This is a genomic window from Streptomyces racemochromogenes (genome assembly GCF_044129415.1).
In the GTDB taxonomy this organism is placed as follows: domain Bacteria; phylum Actinomycetota; class Actinomycetes; order Streptomycetales; family Streptomycetaceae; genus Streptomyces; species Streptomyces racemochromogenes_A.
Map to the genome: position 1 here is coordinate 67,889 of NZ_JBBDHD010000010.1, position 16,452 is coordinate 84,340.

Annotated in this window: 18 protein-coding genes; 13 read left to right on the plus strand and 5 right to left on the minus strand. The window is 73.8% G+C overall.

Translation table 11 applies throughout. From position 1 onward, the window contains the following. Positions 1-37 precede the first annotated feature (37 nt). From ribH to WDV06_RS06250, 7 genes are all read left to right on the plus strand, one after another. On the plus strand, positions 38-523 hold the full coding sequence (ribH, locus tag WDV06_RS06220; protein ID WP_042817356.1) for a 6,7-dimethyl-8-ribityllumazine synthase: 486 nt from the start codon (positions 38-40) through the stop codon (positions 521-523). 58 nt (positions 524-581) lie between these two features. Continuing rightward, positions 582-854, plus strand: coding sequence for a phosphoribosyl-ATP diphosphatase (locus tag WDV06_RS06225; RefSeq protein ID WP_344159636.1), 273 nt, complete (start codon positions 582-584; stop codon positions 852-854). Positions 855-921: 67 nt separating this feature from the next. Next, the gene (gene hisG, locus WDV06_RS06230) at positions 922-1,770 is read left to right on the plus strand and encodes an ATP phosphoribosyltransferase (protein WP_395508623.1); all 849 of its coding nucleotides are present in this window, start codon (positions 922-924) and stop codon (positions 1,768-1,770) included. 34 nt (positions 1,771-1,804) lie between these two features. Beyond that, entirely contained in the window at positions 1,805-2,269 is a 465-nt protein-coding gene (locus tag WDV06_RS06235; RefSeq protein ID WP_395508624.1) for a PH domain-containing protein, read from the plus strand. 199 nt (positions 2,270-2,468) lie between these two features. Further along, positions 2,469-3,872, plus strand: coding sequence for a hemolysin family protein (locus tag WDV06_RS06240; protein ID WP_395508625.1), 1,404 nt, complete (start codon positions 2,469-2,471; stop codon positions 3,870-3,872). Continuing rightward, the gene (locus WDV06_RS06245) at positions 3,869-4,933 is read left to right on the plus strand and encodes a hemolysin family protein (RefSeq protein WP_395508626.1); all 1,065 of its coding nucleotides are present in this window, start codon (positions 3,869-3,871) and stop codon (positions 4,931-4,933) included. Before WDV06_RS06240 ends, WDV06_RS06245 begins: the two co-directional genes overlap by 4 nt. A gap of 207 nt (positions 4,934-5,140) precedes the next feature. After that, on the plus strand, positions 5,141-5,713 hold the full coding sequence (locus WDV06_RS06250; RefSeq protein WP_395508627.1) for a helix-turn-helix domain-containing protein: 573 nt from the start codon (positions 5,141-5,143) through the stop codon (positions 5,711-5,713). Between the two features lie 12 nt (positions 5,714-5,725). On the opposite strand, the gene WDV06_RS06255 is transcribed toward WDV06_RS06250, so the two are convergent. Further along, positions 5,726-7,684 (minus strand): AAA family ATPase, encoded by a 1,959-nt coding sequence (locus WDV06_RS06255; RefSeq protein ID WP_395508628.1) that lies wholly within the window; start codon positions 7,682-7,684, stop codon positions 5,726-5,728. A 375-nt stretch (positions 7,685-8,059) separates the two neighbouring features. Then, positions 8,060-8,695 (minus strand): uridine kinase family protein, encoded by a 636-nt coding sequence (locus WDV06_RS06260; protein WP_395508629.1) that lies wholly within the window; start codon positions 8,693-8,695, stop codon positions 8,060-8,062. A gap of 194 nt (positions 8,696-8,889) precedes the next feature. Between WDV06_RS06260 and WDV06_RS06265 the strand changes: the two genes are divergently transcribed. The 3 genes from WDV06_RS06265 (at position 8,890) to WDV06_RS06275 (ending at position 11,118) form a co-directional block, all read left to right on the plus strand. Then, entirely contained in the window at positions 8,890-10,257 is a 1,368-nt protein-coding gene (locus WDV06_RS06265) for a peptidase C39 family protein (RefSeq protein WP_395508630.1), read from the plus strand. A gap of 112 nt (positions 10,258-10,369) precedes the next feature. Continuing rightward, complete coding sequence (locus WDV06_RS06270; RefSeq protein WP_395508631.1) at positions 10,370-10,798, plus strand: SPW repeat protein; 429 nt, start codon at positions 10,370-10,372, stop codon at positions 10,796-10,798. Between the two features lie 170 nt (positions 10,799-10,968). Beyond that, positions 10,969-11,118, plus strand: coding sequence for an SCO1431 family membrane protein (locus tag WDV06_RS06275; protein ID WP_395508632.1), 150 nt, complete (start codon positions 10,969-10,971; stop codon positions 11,116-11,118). A 19-nt stretch (positions 11,119-11,137) separates the two neighbouring features. Here the strand turns inward: WDV06_RS06275 and WDV06_RS06280 are convergent, their stop codons facing one another. Next, the gene (locus WDV06_RS06280) at positions 11,138-12,052 is read right to left on the minus strand and encodes a DUF6114 domain-containing protein (protein WP_395508633.1); all 915 of its coding nucleotides are present in this window, start codon (positions 12,050-12,052) and stop codon (positions 11,138-11,140) included. Continuing rightward, positions 12,040-12,657 carry a DUF6230 family protein gene (locus tag WDV06_RS06285; RefSeq protein ID WP_395508634.1) on the minus strand — a complete coding sequence of 206 codons (618 nt, stop codon included), beginning with the start codon at positions 12,655-12,657 and terminating at the stop codon, positions 12,040-12,042. The genes WDV06_RS06280 and WDV06_RS06285 overlap by 13 nt, the downstream gene beginning before the upstream one ends. A gap of 70 nt (positions 12,658-12,727) precedes the next feature. Between WDV06_RS06285 and WDV06_RS06290 the strand changes: the two genes are divergently transcribed. After that, entirely contained in the window at positions 12,728-13,420 is a 693-nt protein-coding gene (locus WDV06_RS06290) for a TetR/AcrR family transcriptional regulator (RefSeq protein WP_395508635.1), read from the plus strand. A gap of 156 nt (positions 13,421-13,576) precedes the next feature. Beyond that, the gene (locus WDV06_RS06295; RefSeq protein WP_395508636.1) at positions 13,577-14,749 is read left to right on the plus strand and encodes an acyl-CoA dehydrogenase family protein; all 1,173 of its coding nucleotides are present in this window, start codon (positions 13,577-13,579) and stop codon (positions 14,747-14,749) included. Between the two features lie 54 nt (positions 14,750-14,803). Here WDV06_RS06295 and WDV06_RS06300 read toward each other — a convergent pair whose 3' ends face one another. Further along, positions 14,804-15,082: a hypothetical protein gene (locus WDV06_RS06300; RefSeq protein WP_395508637.1), complete on the minus strand. Its 279-nt coding sequence runs from the start codon at positions 15,080-15,082 to the stop codon at positions 14,804-14,806. A 209-nt stretch (positions 15,083-15,291) separates the two neighbouring features. On the opposite strand from WDV06_RS06300, the gene WDV06_RS06305 reads away from it, so the two are divergent. Further along, on the plus strand, positions 15,292-16,425 hold the full coding sequence (locus WDV06_RS06305; RefSeq protein ID WP_395508638.1) for an Rv3169 family protein: 1,134 nt from the start codon (positions 15,292-15,294) through the stop codon (positions 16,423-16,425). The last annotated feature ends 27 nt before the right edge of the window (positions 16,426-16,452 follow it).

The window sequence follows — 16,452 nt, forward strand, 5'->3', positions numbered from 1 at the left end:
CGGTACCCACCGGAACCACCCCCCGAGGAGCAGAGCTGTGAGCGGCAAGGGCGCACCCGTACTGAGCGTGAAGAACTGCGGCGACCTCCGGGTGGCCGTGATCGCGGCCCAGTGGCACGAGAAGGTCATGGACGGCCTGGTCGACGGCGCCCTGCGGGCCCTGCACGAGCTGGGCATCGACGAGCCCACCCTGCTGCGCGTCCCGGGCAGCTTCGAGCTCCCGGTCGTGGCCAAGGTGCTCGCCGGGCGCGGCTACGACGCCATCGTCGCCCTCGGCGTGGTCATCCGCGGCGGCACCCCGCACTTCGACTACGTCTGCCAGGGCGTCACCCAAGGCCTCGTACAGGTGTCGATCGACACCGGGGTCCCTGTCGGCTTCGGCGTCCTGACCTGCGACAACGACGAGCAGGCGCTGGACCGCGCCGGCCTGGAGGGGTCGAACGAGGACAAGGGACACGAGGCGGTCACCGCCGCCGTCTCCACCGCCATGACCCTGCGGACCGTCAGCGAACCCTGGCGGTAGTCCACGGAGTGAACCCTGGCACCGGGGGCCCCGGGTGAACCCGTACCCTAAGGGCATCATGGCGAACAAGACCTTCGAAGAGCTCTTCAGCGAGCTCCAGCTCAAGGCCGCCGACGGCGACCCCAGCACCTCCCGCACCGCCGAGCTCGTCGGCAAGGGCGTCCATGCCATCGGCAAGAAGATCGTCGAGGAGGCCGCCGAGGTCTGGATGGCCGCCGAGTACGAGGGCAAGGAAGCCGCCGCCGAGGAGATCTCCCAGCTGCTCTACCACGTCCAGGTGATGATGGTGGCGCGCGGGATCTCCCTCGACGACGTCTACTCCCACCTCTAGGCCGGACCTCCCCGCCGCGGGCCCCCGCCCACACCCCCCTTACGCACCCAGCACAGAAGGAAGCCCCATGCTGCGCATCGCCGTCCCCAACAAGGGTTCGCTCTCCGGACCGGCGTCGGAGATGCTCCATGAGGCCGGCTACCGCCAGCGCAAGGAGTCCAAGGAACTCGTCACCGTCGACCCCGACAACGAGGTCGAGTTCTTCTACCTCCGCCCGAAGGACATCGCGATCTACGTCGCGTCGGGCAAGCTCGACATCGGCATCACCGGCCGCGACCTGCTGCTGGACTCCGGGGCCAACGCCGAGGAGATCCTGCCGCTGAACTTCGGCCGCTCGACCTTCCGCTACGCCACCAAGCCCGGCACCGCGAAGGGCCCCGAGGACTTCGGCGGGATGACGATCGCCACCTCCTACGAGGGCATCGTCGCCAAGCACCTCGCCGACCTCGGCGTCGACGCCTCCGTCGTCCACCTGGACGGCGCCGTCGAGACCGCCATCGAACTCGGCGTCGCGCAGATCATCGCCGACGTCGTCGAGACCGGCACCAGCCTGCGCAACGCCGGCCTGGAGGTCATCGGCGAGCCGATCCTCAAGTCCGAGGCGACCGTCATCCGCCGCACCGGCGCCGACGGCGACGACCCCAAGGTCGCCCAGTTCCTGCGCCGCCTCCAGGGCGTCCTGGTGGCCCGCAGCTACGTGATGATGGACTACGACTGCCGCGCCGAGCACCTGGAGCGCGCGGTCGCCCTCACCCCGGGCCTGGAGTCGCCGACGGTCTCCCCGCTGCACAACGAGGGCTGGGTCGCGGTCCGCGCCATGGTCCCCGCCAAGGACGCCCAGCGGATCATGGACGACCTGTACGAGCTCGGCGCGCGCGCGATCCTCACCACCTCGATCCACGCCTGCCGCCTCTGACCGGCCGGCCCGTCCCAGAAGGCATCACCGCACCATGAGCGAGTCCGCCGCCCAGCCCGCACCGCCCGCACTGCCGGTCACCTTCCGGCCGAACCGTACCCGGGCGGTGCTGCTGGGCGTCGGCGCGGTCATGTTCGCCACCATCACGGCGATCGCGCTGCTGCTGGAGAACCTCAGCCCCGGCGAGCGGGTCAGCTTCGTCGTCACCGCCGTCCTCATGGCCTCCGTACTCGTCCTGCTCAGCCGCCCCAAGGTGGTCGCGGACGAGGCCGGAGTCACCGTGATCAACCTCACCACCACCCGCCGCCTGGAGTGGGCGCAGATCCTGCGCGTCAACCTCCGCCCCGGCGACCCCTGGGTGTTCCTCGACCTCAGCGACGGCACCAGCCTGCCCGCCCTGGGCATCCAGCCCGGTATCGCCAAGGCCCGCGCCATCGGTGACGCCCGCGCCCTGCGCGCGCTCGCCGAGGCCCGCGGGACCGGCGGCGCCGACCGCTGACCGCCGCACCCGGCCGCTGCGTCCTTATTGCGGCGACGATCTCAATGACTACCCTGGTGGGGCGGCGCACCACTGCGCCCACCCACCCGCCCCGGGACCCCGTGGCCCGTGGGCACCTGCGACCAGAGGAGTGACTCCCTCCAGCAATGGACGGATCGTCCGGTAGTACCCGCGCCGCCCTCCCCGTGGAGGCGGCGGCATGACCATCCCGCTACTCCTTCTCGTAGCGGCCTTCGCCCTGATCCTCGCCAACGGTTTCTTCGTGGCGGCCGAGTTCGGCCTCGTCACCGTCGAGAAGCCCGAGGCCGAACGGGCCGCAGCCGACGGAGACCGCCGTGCCCGCACGGTGGTCGAAGCCCTGCGGGAGCTGTCCTTCCAGCTCTCCGGCACCCAGCTCGGCATCACCATCACCTCCCTCGTCGTCGGCATGCTCGCCGAACCGGCCCTCGCCGCGCTGCTGTCGAAGCCGCTCGCCGCGACCGGCCTGCCCGACGGGGCCGTCCCCGGCGCGGCCGTCCTCATCGGCATGCTGCTCGCCTCCGCCGTCCAGATGGTCGTCGGCGAGCTCGTCCCGAAGAACTGGGCGGTCTCCAAGCCGCTCCAGGTCGCCCGTTTCGTGGCCGGGCCGCAACAGGCCTTCTCCCGGGCCCTGCGGCCCGTCATCGCCGGCCTCAACGCCGTCGCGAACCGCCTCGTGCGGGCGCTCGGCGTCGAACCGGCCGAGGAGATGGCTTCCGCCCGCACCCCGGGCGAACTGGTCTCCCTGGTCCGCCATTCGGCCCAGGCCGGCGCCCTCGAACAGGACACCGCCGACCTCTTCGTACGGACCCTGTCCCTGGGCGAGCTCACCGCCCAGCACGTCATGACCCCCCGGGTGAAGGTCAGCGCCCTCCAGGACTCGGCCACCGCGGCCGACGTCCTGAACCTGACCCGCGCCACGGGCCTGTCCCGCTTCCCGGTCTACCGCGAGCGCATCGACGAGATCACCGGGGTCGTCCACCTCAAGGACGCCCTCGCCGTGCGCGAGTCCGAGCGCGCCCGCACGACCGTCGGACGGATCTGCGTCGCCCCGCTGCTGGTGCCCGGCTCCCTGCCGGTCCAGCCGCTGCTGGAGCGGCTGCGCAGCGAACAGCCGATGGCCGTGGTCGTCGACGAGTACGGCGGCACCGCCGGCGTGGTCACCCTGGAGGACATCGTGGAGGAACTCGTCGGCGAGGTCCGCGACGAGCACGACCTCGCCGAGGACGACAGCCCCGAACTGGCGGCGATGCCCGCCGAGGACGGCCGCCCCTCCTGGGAGGCCGACGGCAGCTGCCGCGTGCACACCCTGCGCCGCATAGGCCTGGAGGTGCCCGAAGGCCCGTACGAGACCGTCGCCGGCCTCGTCGCCGACCTCCTGGGCCGCATCCCCGCCCCCGGCGACCGGGTCGAGCTGCCCGGCTGGAAGCTGTCGGTCCGCCAGGTCCGGCGCAACCGCGCCGAACGGGTCCGGCTGGTCCGCCTGACGACCGTGCCCCAGTCCGCCGCCGAGGCGCTGCCCCAGCCCGCCCGCACCGCCGGGCGGCAGCGCAGCGAGCAGCAGCTGGAAGGTGCCGCCCGATGAACGCCCTCCAGCTCCTCTTCGCCCTGCTCCTGGTCCTGGCCAACGGCTTCTTCGTCGGCGCCGAGTTCGCGCTCGTCTCCGTCCGCCGCAGCCAGATCGAGCCCCTGGCGGCCGGCTCCAAGCGGGCCCGCCAGGTGCTGTACGGCCTGGAGAACCTGCCGCGCATGATGGCAGCCGCCCAGTTCGGGATCACCCTGTGCTCCCTGACCCTCGGCGCGGTCGCCGAGCCGACCGTGGCCCGGCTGCTGGAACCCGTCTTCGCGGCGGTCCATGTGCCCGAGGGCCTGGTCCACCCCCTGGGCTACGCCTTCGCGCTGGCGGCGGTGGTCTTCCTCCACCTGGTCATCGGCGAGATGGTCCCCAAGAACCTCGCCATGGCCGCCCCCGAGAAGACCGCCCTGTGGTTCAGCCCCGGCCTGGTGGCCTTCGCCCGCGTCTGCGGCCCGGTCACCACCGCCCTGGGCGCCTGCGCCGCCCTCGTCCTGCGGCTCTTCAAGGTGGAGCCCAAGGACGAGGTGGAGGCCGTCTACACCAGCGCCCAGCTCGGCCGGCTCGTCGAGGACTCCCGGCAGGCCGGGCTCCTCGAACCGGTCGAGCAGGAACGCCTGGAGGACGCCCTGGAGCTGGGCAGCCGCCCGGTCACCGACGTCCTGCTCTCCCCGGGCCGGCTCGTCACCGTCGGCCCGGCCGTCACCCCCCGCCAGATCGAGCAGCTGACGGTGCGCACCGGCTACTCGCGCTTCCCGGTCCGCTCCGACAGCGGCGCCTTCATGGGCTACCTCCACGTCAAGGACGTCCTGGACCTGGAGGACCGCGAGCGGGCCGTACCGCAGCGGGTCTGGCGCCGGATGACCACCCTGTGCTCGACGCTGCCGCTGGACGACGCCCTCAGCGTCATGCGGCGCGACGCCACCCACCTGGCGCAGGTGGCCGACCCGGCGGGTCGCGTCCTGGGCCTGGTGGCCCTGGAGGACGTCCTGGAGATGCTGGTCGGCGAGGTCCGGGACCCCGCCCACCGCGTCCCGGCCCGCCGCCGGGACCGCCCCGCCCTGACGGCCTGAGCTCCGGCGCAGGGGGCTCCGCCCCCGGACCCCAGCGCCTCGAACGCCGACGGGGCTGTCCACGGCCCCGCCGGCGTTCGAGGCGACCGGGCGCGCAGCGTCCGGTACCGGGGTCAGGGGCGGAGCCCCTGGGAACGGTGGAAGGGCGGGTAGGGGACAGCCCCGCGCAGCGGCCCGCCCCCCCCCGGCACCCGGCAGAATGACCCCGTGGACCCGGAAACGGAACAGGTACTCGACGCCATCGGCCCAAGGCTCCGCAGGCTCCGCCGGACCCGAGGCCTCACCCTGGAGGCCCTCGCCGCCACGACCGGAATCTCGGTGAGCACCCTCTCCCGCCTCGAATCCGGCAGACGCCGCCCCACCCTCGAACTCCTCCTCCCCCTCGCCCGAGCGCACCGCGTCGCCCTGGACGACCTCGTCGGCGCCCCGCCCACCGGCGATCCCCGGGTGCACCTGGAACCCCTGCGCAAACACGGCACCGTCATCGTCCCGCTGACCCGCTACCCGGGCCGGATCCAGGTGTTCAAACAGGTCCTGACCCCGCGCGAGCCCAGGCAGGTCACCCACGAGGGCTACGAGTGGTTCTACGTCCTCGCCGGGGAGGTCCGGCTGATCCTCGGGGACGAGGAGCTGCTCCTCCGCCCCGGCGAGGTGGCCGAGTTCGACACCGCCCGCCCCCACTGGTTCGGTCCCGCCGACGGCGGAGTGGCGGAGGTGCTGCACCTGTTCGGCCCCCGGGGCGACCAGGCAGTCGTCCGCGCGGCCCCGCCGGCCCCCTGACCCCCGGCCGGGCTACAGCGCCGGCGGCTCCGGCCGCTCCTGCGGCCCCCGGCCCGACAGCACCTCCCCGTACGCCTGCATCAGGTCCGCCAGCCGCAGCGTCGCCAGGTCATCGCGCGAGGGGTCGCCGGCGAAGCCCGCCAGCCGCAGGTCCCGGTAGGCGCAGCTCTTCTCGTACAGGGTGCGCAGGAAGCGCCCGTTGCCGAGCTCGTCGATCCAGCCCTGCTCCACCACGTGCCCGCTGATGCTGCGCAGCTCCTCCAGGGCCTCCTCGTCCCAGCGGTCCCCGTTCGCGTCGGCCAGCACCCCGCCGATCGCGGTCAGTTCCGCCGGCCGGTAGCTGGGGAAGTCCACCCGGGTGGTGAACCGCGACGACAGCCCCGGGTTGGCCGCCAGCAGCCGGTCCATCCCCGCCGGGTAGCCCGCCAGGATCACCACCAGGTGGTCCCGGTTGTCCTCGGCGCGTTTGAGGAGCACCTGGAGGGCCTCGTCCCCGTACGCGTCGCCCTTGCTGTAGCCGGAATTGGACAGGCTGTACGCCTCGTCGACGAAGAGCACCCCGCCGATCGCCGAGTCGATCAGCTCGTTCGCCTTGACCGCGGTCTGCCCGAGGAACTCTCCGACCAGGTCGGCACGCTGCGCCTCCACCAGGTGGTCACCGCCCAGCAGGCCCAGCGCGTAGAACACCCGCCCCAGGATCCGGGCCACCGTGGTCTTGCCCGTCCCCGAGGGCCCCGAGAAGACGAAGTGCCGCTTCGGCGGCTGCACCGGCAGCCCCTGCGCCGCCCGCAGCCGGGCCATGTGCAGCTGCGCCGAGAGGGCCTTCACCTGCCGCTTCACCGGCTCCAGGCCCACCATCCGCTCCAGCTCCGCGAGTGCCTGCGCCAGGGCCTGCGGGTCGGCCGGCCCGGCGGGCAGCCCGACGGGGGAGCCCTGCGCGGGGAGGGTCACCCTGTGCCGTACGCCCTCCAGCCGGCCCGTCCCGGCCGGCGGTCCGAAGCGCGGGTCCGGCGGCTCACCGGGCGTCGGCGGGTCGGCGTCCACCTGCCCGTCCGGGGCCACGTCCTGCACCGGCCCCGCCCCGCCGCCCAGCGCCACCGCCGTGTAGTCCCCGCCGGCCGGGGAGAGCCCGTGGCCGGCGAAGCCCTCGGACAGGTGGCCGCCGTATCCGGCGTACCCGGCGGCGTCCGCCATCCCGTCGAAATCGTCGCTGTCCTCGATGGCCGTCAGCCGTGCCGCCGTGTCCATGAACGCCGGGTCCACCCGGTGCACGGCCCGGTACAGCGGCAGCGCCGCAGCGCTGCGCCCGGTGCCCTCGCGGGCCCGCGCCAGCCAGTACCGCAGCTCCTTGCGCTGGGGCTGCTCGCTGCGGCAGCGCATCAGCGCCGCCGACAGCATCGGCTCCGCCTGCCCGTACATCTCCAGCCGGACCCGGGCCATCCCCCCGAAGAGCCCCGCCTCGATGCCCAGCAGCGGATCGTGCACCAGCGGCTCGGTGTGCCGTACGAGCTGCTCCCAGTCCTTGACCAGGTAGGCCCGGCAGGCGTGCAGGAACCGCACCTGCGGATCGGTGTCCACCGGCGGCAGCGCGGCCAGGGCCTGGTCCAGCTCGGGGACGTGGCGGCCGTCCAGCCAGTGCGAGGCGTGGGCGAGCAGCAGGTCCCGCCGGCTCTCCAGCACCGGCTGGACCCACCAGCCCAGCCAGTACCAGGAGTTCAGGGTCCGCCGGTGCCGGGTGCGCTGCTCGCCGAAGCGGTCCCGGTGGGCGTACATGCGCAATAAGGCGTTGGTGGTGTCCACCCGCAGCGCGTGCAGCCCCAGCCAGGCGTCGGCCATCGTGGGATCCAGGCTGACGGCGGTGCGGAACTCCTCCTCGGCCTGCGGGTAGGCGCCCATGGTGCAGGCGTCGACCCCGCGCAGCCAGGCGAGTTCGGCCGGGGCGTGTGCGCTGCCCGGCATGCCGAAGTCCATCACGTCCCCCACAAGCCTGCCCGTGGCACGCGGCAACCCACGCGCCGAGCGCGCGAGTTGTCACCCGGCCGATGAAATCAGGGCTGCATCGTACCTGCGGTGACGCACCTTACCCAGGGTGCGGTGGGCACGGGTCGAGGGTGCGCCCCGGACGCGTACCGTAACGCAGGGTGAGCGGAGGGGGGCGGACCGGCGCGCCCCGCGCCCGGCCGGGACCGGCTCGGGGCAGAACGAAGCCCCCGATCACGGGGGAACAACCGGGGGCTCCGCGTCTGCGGCGGCCTTCGCAGACCGCGCATTCAGAACGTAAGGCCGCGTCCGGGCCCGGGTCAAGCGGGTCGGGCAAGCCCTCCGGCATCCGTCGAGCGGAGGGGCTCAGGCCCGGGGGAGTCCGTCACCGTCGGTGAGCGCGGAGGGCGTTCGGCGGGTCGCAGAAACCCCGGAAGTCCACTCGTATCCCGTACCACTCTGGTGTACCAAGGCGTCCGCGAAGGGGCGCGAAGGGTCGTCCGAGAAGTGCGCGAGCTCTGCGCGCTCCCATCCGTCCCAGAATTCGGAGAGTTCGCGCCCGTCCCGGGCCCGCCCCCGACCCCAGGAGGTCTCACGGGGGGTCTCCATCCACAGCAGCCGCGCCAGGTGCGGGCGCAGAGCCCGCCGGCCGGCGCCGACGCCCTCGACGATCAGCACCGGCGCCGGCGCCAGCGCCCGCTCGGGGCCGAAGCGGCGCCCGGTCCAGTCGTACGGGGCCCAGCGCGCGGGCCGCCCGGCGGCCAGGGGCTCCAGGACCTGGGCCCGCAGCCGCGCCCACCAGTCGAACAGCTCCGTGTGGGTGGCCACGTCGTCGAGGTGCAGCACGGGAGCCCCGCCGAGGGCCTCGGCGAGCCGGTCGGCGAAGGTGCTCTTGCCGCTGCCGGCGTGCCCGTCGATCCCGATGACCCGGACGGACCCGAGGGACGGCGGCAGCGCGGCGAGCTCCCGCGCGAGCGGCTCCAGCGAAGACGGTCGTTCCACCGGGCCAGCCTATGCCCCGCCCCGCCCGCCGCCCCCTCGACCCCGGACCCCGGCCGCGGACCCCCGGGCCCGCCACCGGGCCCCCGCAGTGGCAGCCGCGGCCCCGACACGGGCACGGGCTTCACCGCTGCGCCCGCGGGAACTGGAAGGGTGGGCGGGACGACCCGCCGTACCGACCTCAGGGGGCCACGCCGATGACCGCACCCACACCCCGCCGCGCCCTGCTCGCCGCCGCCCTCGCCGCCGCCACGGCCACCGCCCTGCCCACCGGCGGCCGCGCCTCCGCCGCCACCCCTTCCCCCGGCCGCGCCCCCGCGGCGAACGGCACCGTGGACAACCGCTTCTGGTACACCCACGCCCACTGGCGGGCCGGCACCCACCACGGCACCGCCGCCGTCAACGGCACCCGCCCCGGCCTGGAGATCGGGACGCCGGCCGGCCGCACCGACTACACCGACCCGCACACCGGCCGGAAGTCCACCTGGGAGTACGCCACCTGGACCTCCCCCGTGCACCGCTCCACCGTCCCCGCCACCGAGGCCATCGCCTCCTGGAACGCCCGCACCCCGGCCGGCAGCTGGATCCAGACCGAGCTCCGCGCCACCTACCCCGACGGCACGGCCGGCCCCTGGTACGTGATGGGCCGCTGGGCGGCCGGTGACGGGGACATCCGCCGCACCTCCGTGAACGGCCAGGGCGACGGCCGCACCACCGTGTGGACCGACACCCTGGCCGTCGACGCCCCCGCCGCGGCGGCCGGCGTACGCGTCACGCACTGGCAGCTGCGGCTGACCCTCCACCGCAGGCCCGGTACCTCCGGCGGGCCCACGGTCTGGCTGGCCGGGGCGATGGCCTCCGCCGTCCCCGACCGGTTCACCGTCCCCCCCGCCGCCCCCTCGGGCCGGGCCCACGAGCTGAAGGTCCCGCGCTACTCCCAGGAGGTGCACACCGGTCAGTACCCGCAGTACGACAACGGCGGTGAGGCCTGGTGCAGCCCCACCTCCTCCCAGATGATCATCGAGTACTGGGGCCGCAGGCCCAGTGCCGCCTCCCTCGCCTGGGTGGATCCGGAGTACGCCGACCCGCAGGTCTGCCACGCGGCCCGCTCCACCTACGACGCCGCCTACAAGGGCTGCGGCAACTGGTCCTTCAACGCCGCCTACGCCGCCACCTACCGCGACCTCGCCGGCGTGGTCACCCGGCTCGGCTCCCTCACCGACCTGGAGACCCTCGTGGCCGCCGGCATCCCGGCCATCACCTCCCAGTCCTTCCGCCGCGAGGAGCTGACCGGTGCGGGATACGGCACCGCCGGCCACCTGATGACCGTGATCGGCTTCACCGCCGCCGGGGACGTCGTCGCCAACGACCCCAACTCTCCGGACAACACCTCCGTGCGCCGCGTCTACCAGCGCCGCGAGTTCGAGAACGTCTGGCTGCGCACCAAGCGGCACGACGCCGAGGGCAGGACGCTCTCGGGCAGCGGCGGCGTCTGCTACCTCTACGCCCCGGCCCGGCCGACGCCGGCCCAGATCGCCGCGCTGCGGCAGGTCGGGGTGGTGTGAGGGGGAGGGGCGGGCCGGAGAAATCCGTGGAAGATCCGCCACCCCGGATGGCTTAACCGTGTGATTCTGGGCATAAAGGGCATATAAGGGTTCTCACAGGAGGCAGCCCAAAATGACCACCCATTCGAGCATCGAACACCACCCGGACCTTGCCGAAATGCGGACTCGGTTCGAGCGGGTGACGGCCACCCCCGCCGCCCAGGCCGTCGAGGCGCTGGCCCTGATCACGGGCCTGTACCTGGCGGCTTCGGCGTGGATCGCCGGGTTCAGCGCCCTGAGCCCGCTGGCCATCAACAACCTCATCGCCGGCGTCGCCTTCTGCCTGTGCATGGGCGGCCTCGGATCGGCGTACGAACGCACCCACGCGATGGCCTGGACCGCGGTCGCCATCGGTGCCTGGACCATCGTGGCGCCCTGGGTCATGGCCGGCGCGATGGACACCACCCGCAGCATCGTCAGCAACGTCATCACCGGCGCCGTCGCCCTGTGCCTGGGCCTGGCCATGGTGTCCATGGGCGGACGCCCGCGCACGACCACCTGATCGGGACGAGCGTCCCGCCCGCCGCCCGGGCCCCGGCCGTCTTCCGCATCGCGGAGGCGGCCGGGGCCCGGTGGCGTACCCCCGTCCCGCGGTGCGGCGCGCGCCGGAGGCGTGCGGTGTGACCCTTGCCATATACCGCGAATGCCGCGAACGCTGGCACATTGGACGGCATGACCGCACACACCGCCGCCCTCGCCGCCCGTACCCGACGCCTCGTCGGCACCGGTGGCCCCAAGGACTCCGCCTGGCTGGAGCACGTGCTCGGCTGGACGCTGGTGGTCGTCGTGGCCATGTTCGTGACCCAGCTCGGCTGGCTGTAGCACCCGTCCGCCGGCGGGGTCAGGAGGCCTCCAGCCGCAGCCCCTCGGTGACGATCACGTCCGAGGTGACCAGCGCCTGTTCGGCGCTCACCCGGGTCATGAACACGAACGGCGGGATGACCGGGGGAGCCGGCAGCCCGTCCGGGCTGAACGTCACGCACACCAGCCCCTCGATGCACCCGCTGAACCGCGTCAGGTACAGGGTGACGTCCCCGCGCAGCTCCAGCGACCGGGCCGCCAGCCCGTACTCCTGCCCGCCGTCGCGGGTGCGCAGCCGGTAGTCGCGCAGCGAGGCCGCCGCCATCTTCAGCACGAGGACCCGGCGCGGCCCGTCCGCGGTCGCGACCTCGCCGACCTCGGCCAGCGCGAAGCCCCGCGGTGCGAACAGCGAGGTGGTCACCGTCGGGGGAGTCCGGGCCGCCACCGGAGGCCCCTGACCCGCCGCCCCGGCCGCCCGCGCCGGCGGGGCCCCGGCGGTCAGCGCCGCCAGCAGCGCCACGGGCAGCGCGGCGGCCAGGACGCGCGGCGGGCCCGACGCCTCCGGCGCCGTGCGGGAGGGGCCCTCCTCTTCCCCGTCCGGTCGCGGGGTCCAGCCGAAGGCCAGCGCCCCGCCCGCGATCCCCAGCAGGGCGCCGACGAAGAAGCCGCCCAGGTTGGTCACCACGAAGGACAGCACCGAGAGCAGCAGGGCGTGGACCGAGACGTAGGCACGGGCCTGCGGCAGGCACCACAGGAACAGCCCCGCGACGACCAGCGCGGCTCCGATCCCCAGGGCCGCGATCCCGCCCAGGCCCAGGCTGACCAGCACCGGCAGCGGGGAGAGCGGGACCAGCAGCAGCTCGGCCCCGGCCAGCACCAGCAGCAGCCCGCCCCAGAACGGGCGCCTGCGCCGCCAGGCCCGCAGCCGCGCCCGGTGCGCGCCTAGGGGAAGCACGGGGCCCCGTCGAGGCTCACCCCGAGCCGCAGGCCCTTGAGGCGGAAGTCGCCCCCCGTGGCCGACCAGGCGTGCGACCTCACCCCCGCGACCTCGATGTTCCCGGCCTGGAGCCCGAACTTCCCCGGCTCGCCCCGCACTCCGTCCACCTGGTCCAGGGTGGAGGCGTCCCGGCCGATCTGCGCGGTGCCGAAGGTGGCGTCCCCGACGAGGTCCTCGCCGTCGATGACGAGGTTCCTGGCGGTCACCTCCCCCGCCGGGCCGCCCGCGGTCAGCTTGAACACCACCGCGCCCAGGGGGGTGTCGACCTTCGCGGACTGGCAGATGTCGGCGAGGGTGGCCTCACCGATCCCCAGGAGCGCCACCGGATGCCCCGTGCCGTCGGCGGAGCGGTCCGTGTGCACGTACGAGGCCAGCCCCCTGCTGCTCAGTTTCGACGAGGAGACCTGGAAAGCGGTCCCCGAGACGGCGAAGGACGCGGCGAGCGCGCCCTGGGCCATCACCACGGCCAGCGCCCCGAGGGCGGCCACCGCCGGCAGCGCCACGGCCGCCGATTTCCTCCAGTCGACCCGGCCTTCGGCGGGCTTCCTGCCGTCCTTGCCCATGGCGGTCCCTCCCGTACACTGCGGGAAATCCTGTGGCAGACAGTTCGAGGCTTCGAGGCTAGGGCCGGATTTGAATAATAGTCAACAGCGCGGCGCGACCGGGAGATCGCAGCTCCGCAGAGCCGAACTCATCGCGGTCGGACGCAAGTTGTTCGCCGACACCCCGTACGACGCCCTCTCCATGGACGACATCGCCCAACACGCGGGTGTGGCCAAGGGGCTCGTCTACTACTACTTCAAGAGCAAACGCGGCTACTACCTCGCCATCGTCGAGGACTCGGTCGCCCAGCTCGTCGCCCGCGCCACCGGGCAGCCCGAACTCCCCGGCGCCGAGCGGCTGCGCCGCACCGTCGACGGCTACCTGCACTACGCCGAGCACCACCACGCCGCCTACCGCACCATCGTCACCGGCGGGGTCGGTTCCGACGCCGAGGTGCTCGCGATACGCGACGCCGTGCGCGAGGAGCTCCTGGCCGCCATCGCCGAGGGTGCGTACGGGCGCCGCGACGTCCCGCCGCTGGCCCGGCTCGCCCTCGTCGGCTGGCTCTCCGGGGTGGAGGGCGCCACCCTCGACTGGATCGGCTCCCCGGGCGCCGAGGGCCGCCCCGGCCGGAGCGTGCTGGCCGGTCTCCTCGTCCGCCAGCTCCGCGCGACGTTCACGGTGATCGAGGAGCTCGTCCCCGAATGTCCCGCTCCTCCGGTCTCCCCCGAGGAGGCTTCGAGCACCCCGGATGATCATGGCAATCCTGTACCGGTGACGTAAAGCGCCTGATCGGGCATACTCAAGCCGCCGCAGCCGCTGTTCGAGCCCTTCCGCGACCCGGGAGGGCAGCATCGGCTGTGTAAGCACCGAGATCCGGCGGCGCGTACCACACCTCACGCGTCGCCGCCGTGCCCGACGAGGGAGGAGAGCGCCGCCATGACCGACCGCGCCCCGCAGCCGGTGGACCGTCAGCTGCCCACCGAGGAGTCCCGGGACCTCCTCGCGCTCGTACGCGAGATCGCCCAGCGGGAGATCCGCCCCAAGGCCGCCGAGGAGGAGGACGCCGGGCGCTTCCCGCGCGAGGTCTTCGGCCTGCTCTCCGAGTCCGGTCTGCTGGGCCTCCCCTACGCGGGCGAGTTCGGCGGCGGCGACCAGCCATACGAGGTCTACCTCCAGGTGCTGGAGGAGCTGGCGGCCGCCCGCCTGACCGTCGGCCTCGGCGTCAGCGTGCACTCCCTGGCCTGCCACGGCCTGGCCGGGTACGGCAGCAAGGAGCAGCGCGCCGCCCACCTCCCCGACATGCTCGGCGGAGGCCTGCTCGGCGCCTACTGCCTCTCCGAGCCGGCCTCCGGCTCGGACGCCGCCTCGCTCACCACCAAGGCGGTGCGCGACGGCGAAGACTGGGTGATCACCGGCACCAAGGCGTGGATCACGCACGGCGGGGTCGCCGACTTCTACACCGTCCTGGCCCGCACCGGCGCCCCCGGCCCCAAGGGCATCACGGCCTTCCTGGTGCCCGGGGACGCGGAGGGCCTGACGGCCGCCGTCCCCGAGAAGAAGATGGGCATGAAGGGCTCGCCCACCGCCCAGCTGCACTTCGACGGCGTGCGCGTGCCCGACTCCCGGCGGATCGGCGAGGAGGGGCAGGGCTTCACCATCGCGCTGGCGGCCCTCGACGCGGGCCGCCTCGGGATCGCCGCCTGCGCCATCGGCGTCGCCCAGGCCGCGCTGGACGAGGCGGTCTCCTACGCGCTCGGCCGCAAGCAGTTCGGGCACCCGATCGCCGACTTCCAGGGGCTGCGCTTCATGCTGGCCGACATGGCCACCAAGATCGAGGCGGGCCGGGCCCTCTACCTCGCGGCCGCGCGGCTGCGCGACACGGGCAAGCCGTTCTCGCGGCAGGCCGCGATGGCCAAGCTGTTCTGCACGGACGCGGCGATGGCCGTCACCACGGACGCGGTGCAGATCCTCGGCGGCTACGGCTACACCGCGGACTTCCCGGTGGAGCGGCTGATGCGCGAGGCGAAGGTGCTCCAGATCGTGGAGGGCACGAACCAGATCCAGCGCATGGTCATCGCCCGCCACCTGGCCGGGCCCGAGACCCGCTGACGTCGACGAGGGGGCCGCACCGGCGGGAGCCGGGGCGGCCCCCTTCGCGTCCCCTCAGCCGAAGAGCGGGCCGGACGGCCAGATCGGGTCGGAGGCGATCCGCGACCAGTCCGGGTCGCGCCGGCCCGGCAGGGTCCGGCCGTCGGCGGCCCAGCGGGCGAGCAGGGCCGCGTAGATCGGCGGGTCGGGCTGCCCGCGGAAGCCGGGCGGCCCCGGACGGGGCTGCTCGCGCGCGGGGTGCGCGGCGGTCTGCTGAACCGATTCTTCGTAACCCGGCGGTGTGGTGCGCCGCCTGCGCCCCGCTCTCGGCGAGGGCGTCTCCAGGGTGGTCATGCAGGGCCAACGCCGGACCGGACGCACGGGTAACCCCTCCTCGCCCGCGCCCATCCGTTCGAGCCGTCCCACGGGCGGCGGGCCGGCGATGGCCAGGAGTGCCGGGCTGTCAGGGTGTGCCACGACTCTGGCCGCCGCCGCGGTATCTGACGTACCGTCATATCCGCTCGGCCGGCGCCGCGCCGGCACCCGCGCCCAGGAGGTTCGCCATGCCCGCCGACCGTCCCGTGCCCCTCGACGAGTACCCCGTCCACCAGGCCCCGCTCTCGATGAAGCACCTGGTCACGGGCGACCGCAACGCCTACGACCGCTGCATCTTCCACGTCTTCGACCACGCCGGCCGCGCCGTCCTCATCCTCGGCCTCGGCGTCTACCCCAACGCCGGGGTCATCGACGCCTACGCCACCCTGCGCCTCGGCGACGAGCTCCTCGCCGTCCGCGCCTCCGACGCCCTCACCGACGACCGCATGAACCTCTCCGTCGGCCCCCTGTCGATCACCGTCGACGTGCCGCTCCGGCGGCTCACCCTGCGCTGCGACCCCGACCCGGCGGACCCGCGCGGCCTCTCGTACGACATCACCTGGACCGCGGAGTTCCCCGCCGTCTGGGAACCCCACCACGTCCAGCGGCGCGGCGACCGGCTGATGCTGGAGGGCCGCCGCTTCGTCCAGGCCGGCGGCGTCACCGGCACCGTCCGGGCCCGCGGCGAGGAGTTCACCCTGACCCCGGGGGAGTGGACCGGCACCCGCGACCGCAGCTGGGGGGTACGCCCGATACCCGGCGAGGACGGCGGCCGCGCCGCCGACGAGATGCGCCCGGAGGGCTTCCACTGGCTCTGGATCCCCGTCCGCTTCGAGGACCGCTTCGTCATGGTCATCGCCCAGGAGGACGCCGACGGCCACCGCACCCTCAACGAGGCCGTGCAGGTCTTCCCCGAGGCCAGTGGCCGCCACGACGTCCAGCTCGGCTGGCCCCACACCGAGATCCGCTACCGCCCCGGCAGCCGCCACCCCGAGCGGGCCGTGGTCCACCTCACCGACCCCTCCCGCAAACCCCTCGAACTCGGCGTGGAGATCCTGAACTCCTCCCCGCTGGCCGTCGGAGCCGGATACCCGCCCGCCGCCGACTGGCAGCACGGCACCTGGCAGGGACGCGGCTGGACCGACCGCCGCACCTACGACCTCTCCGACCCCGCCGCCCACCCCATGGCCGCCTTCGGGGTCACCGACCACTCGGCCCGCTTCACCCTCGACGGCCGCACCGGCCACGGAATCTTCGAACACGGCAGCTTCGGCCGCCACGACCCCAGCGGTTTCGCCGACCACACCTCGGTAGCCCCCTGACCTGACCCGACCCGGAGAGGAGTCCCC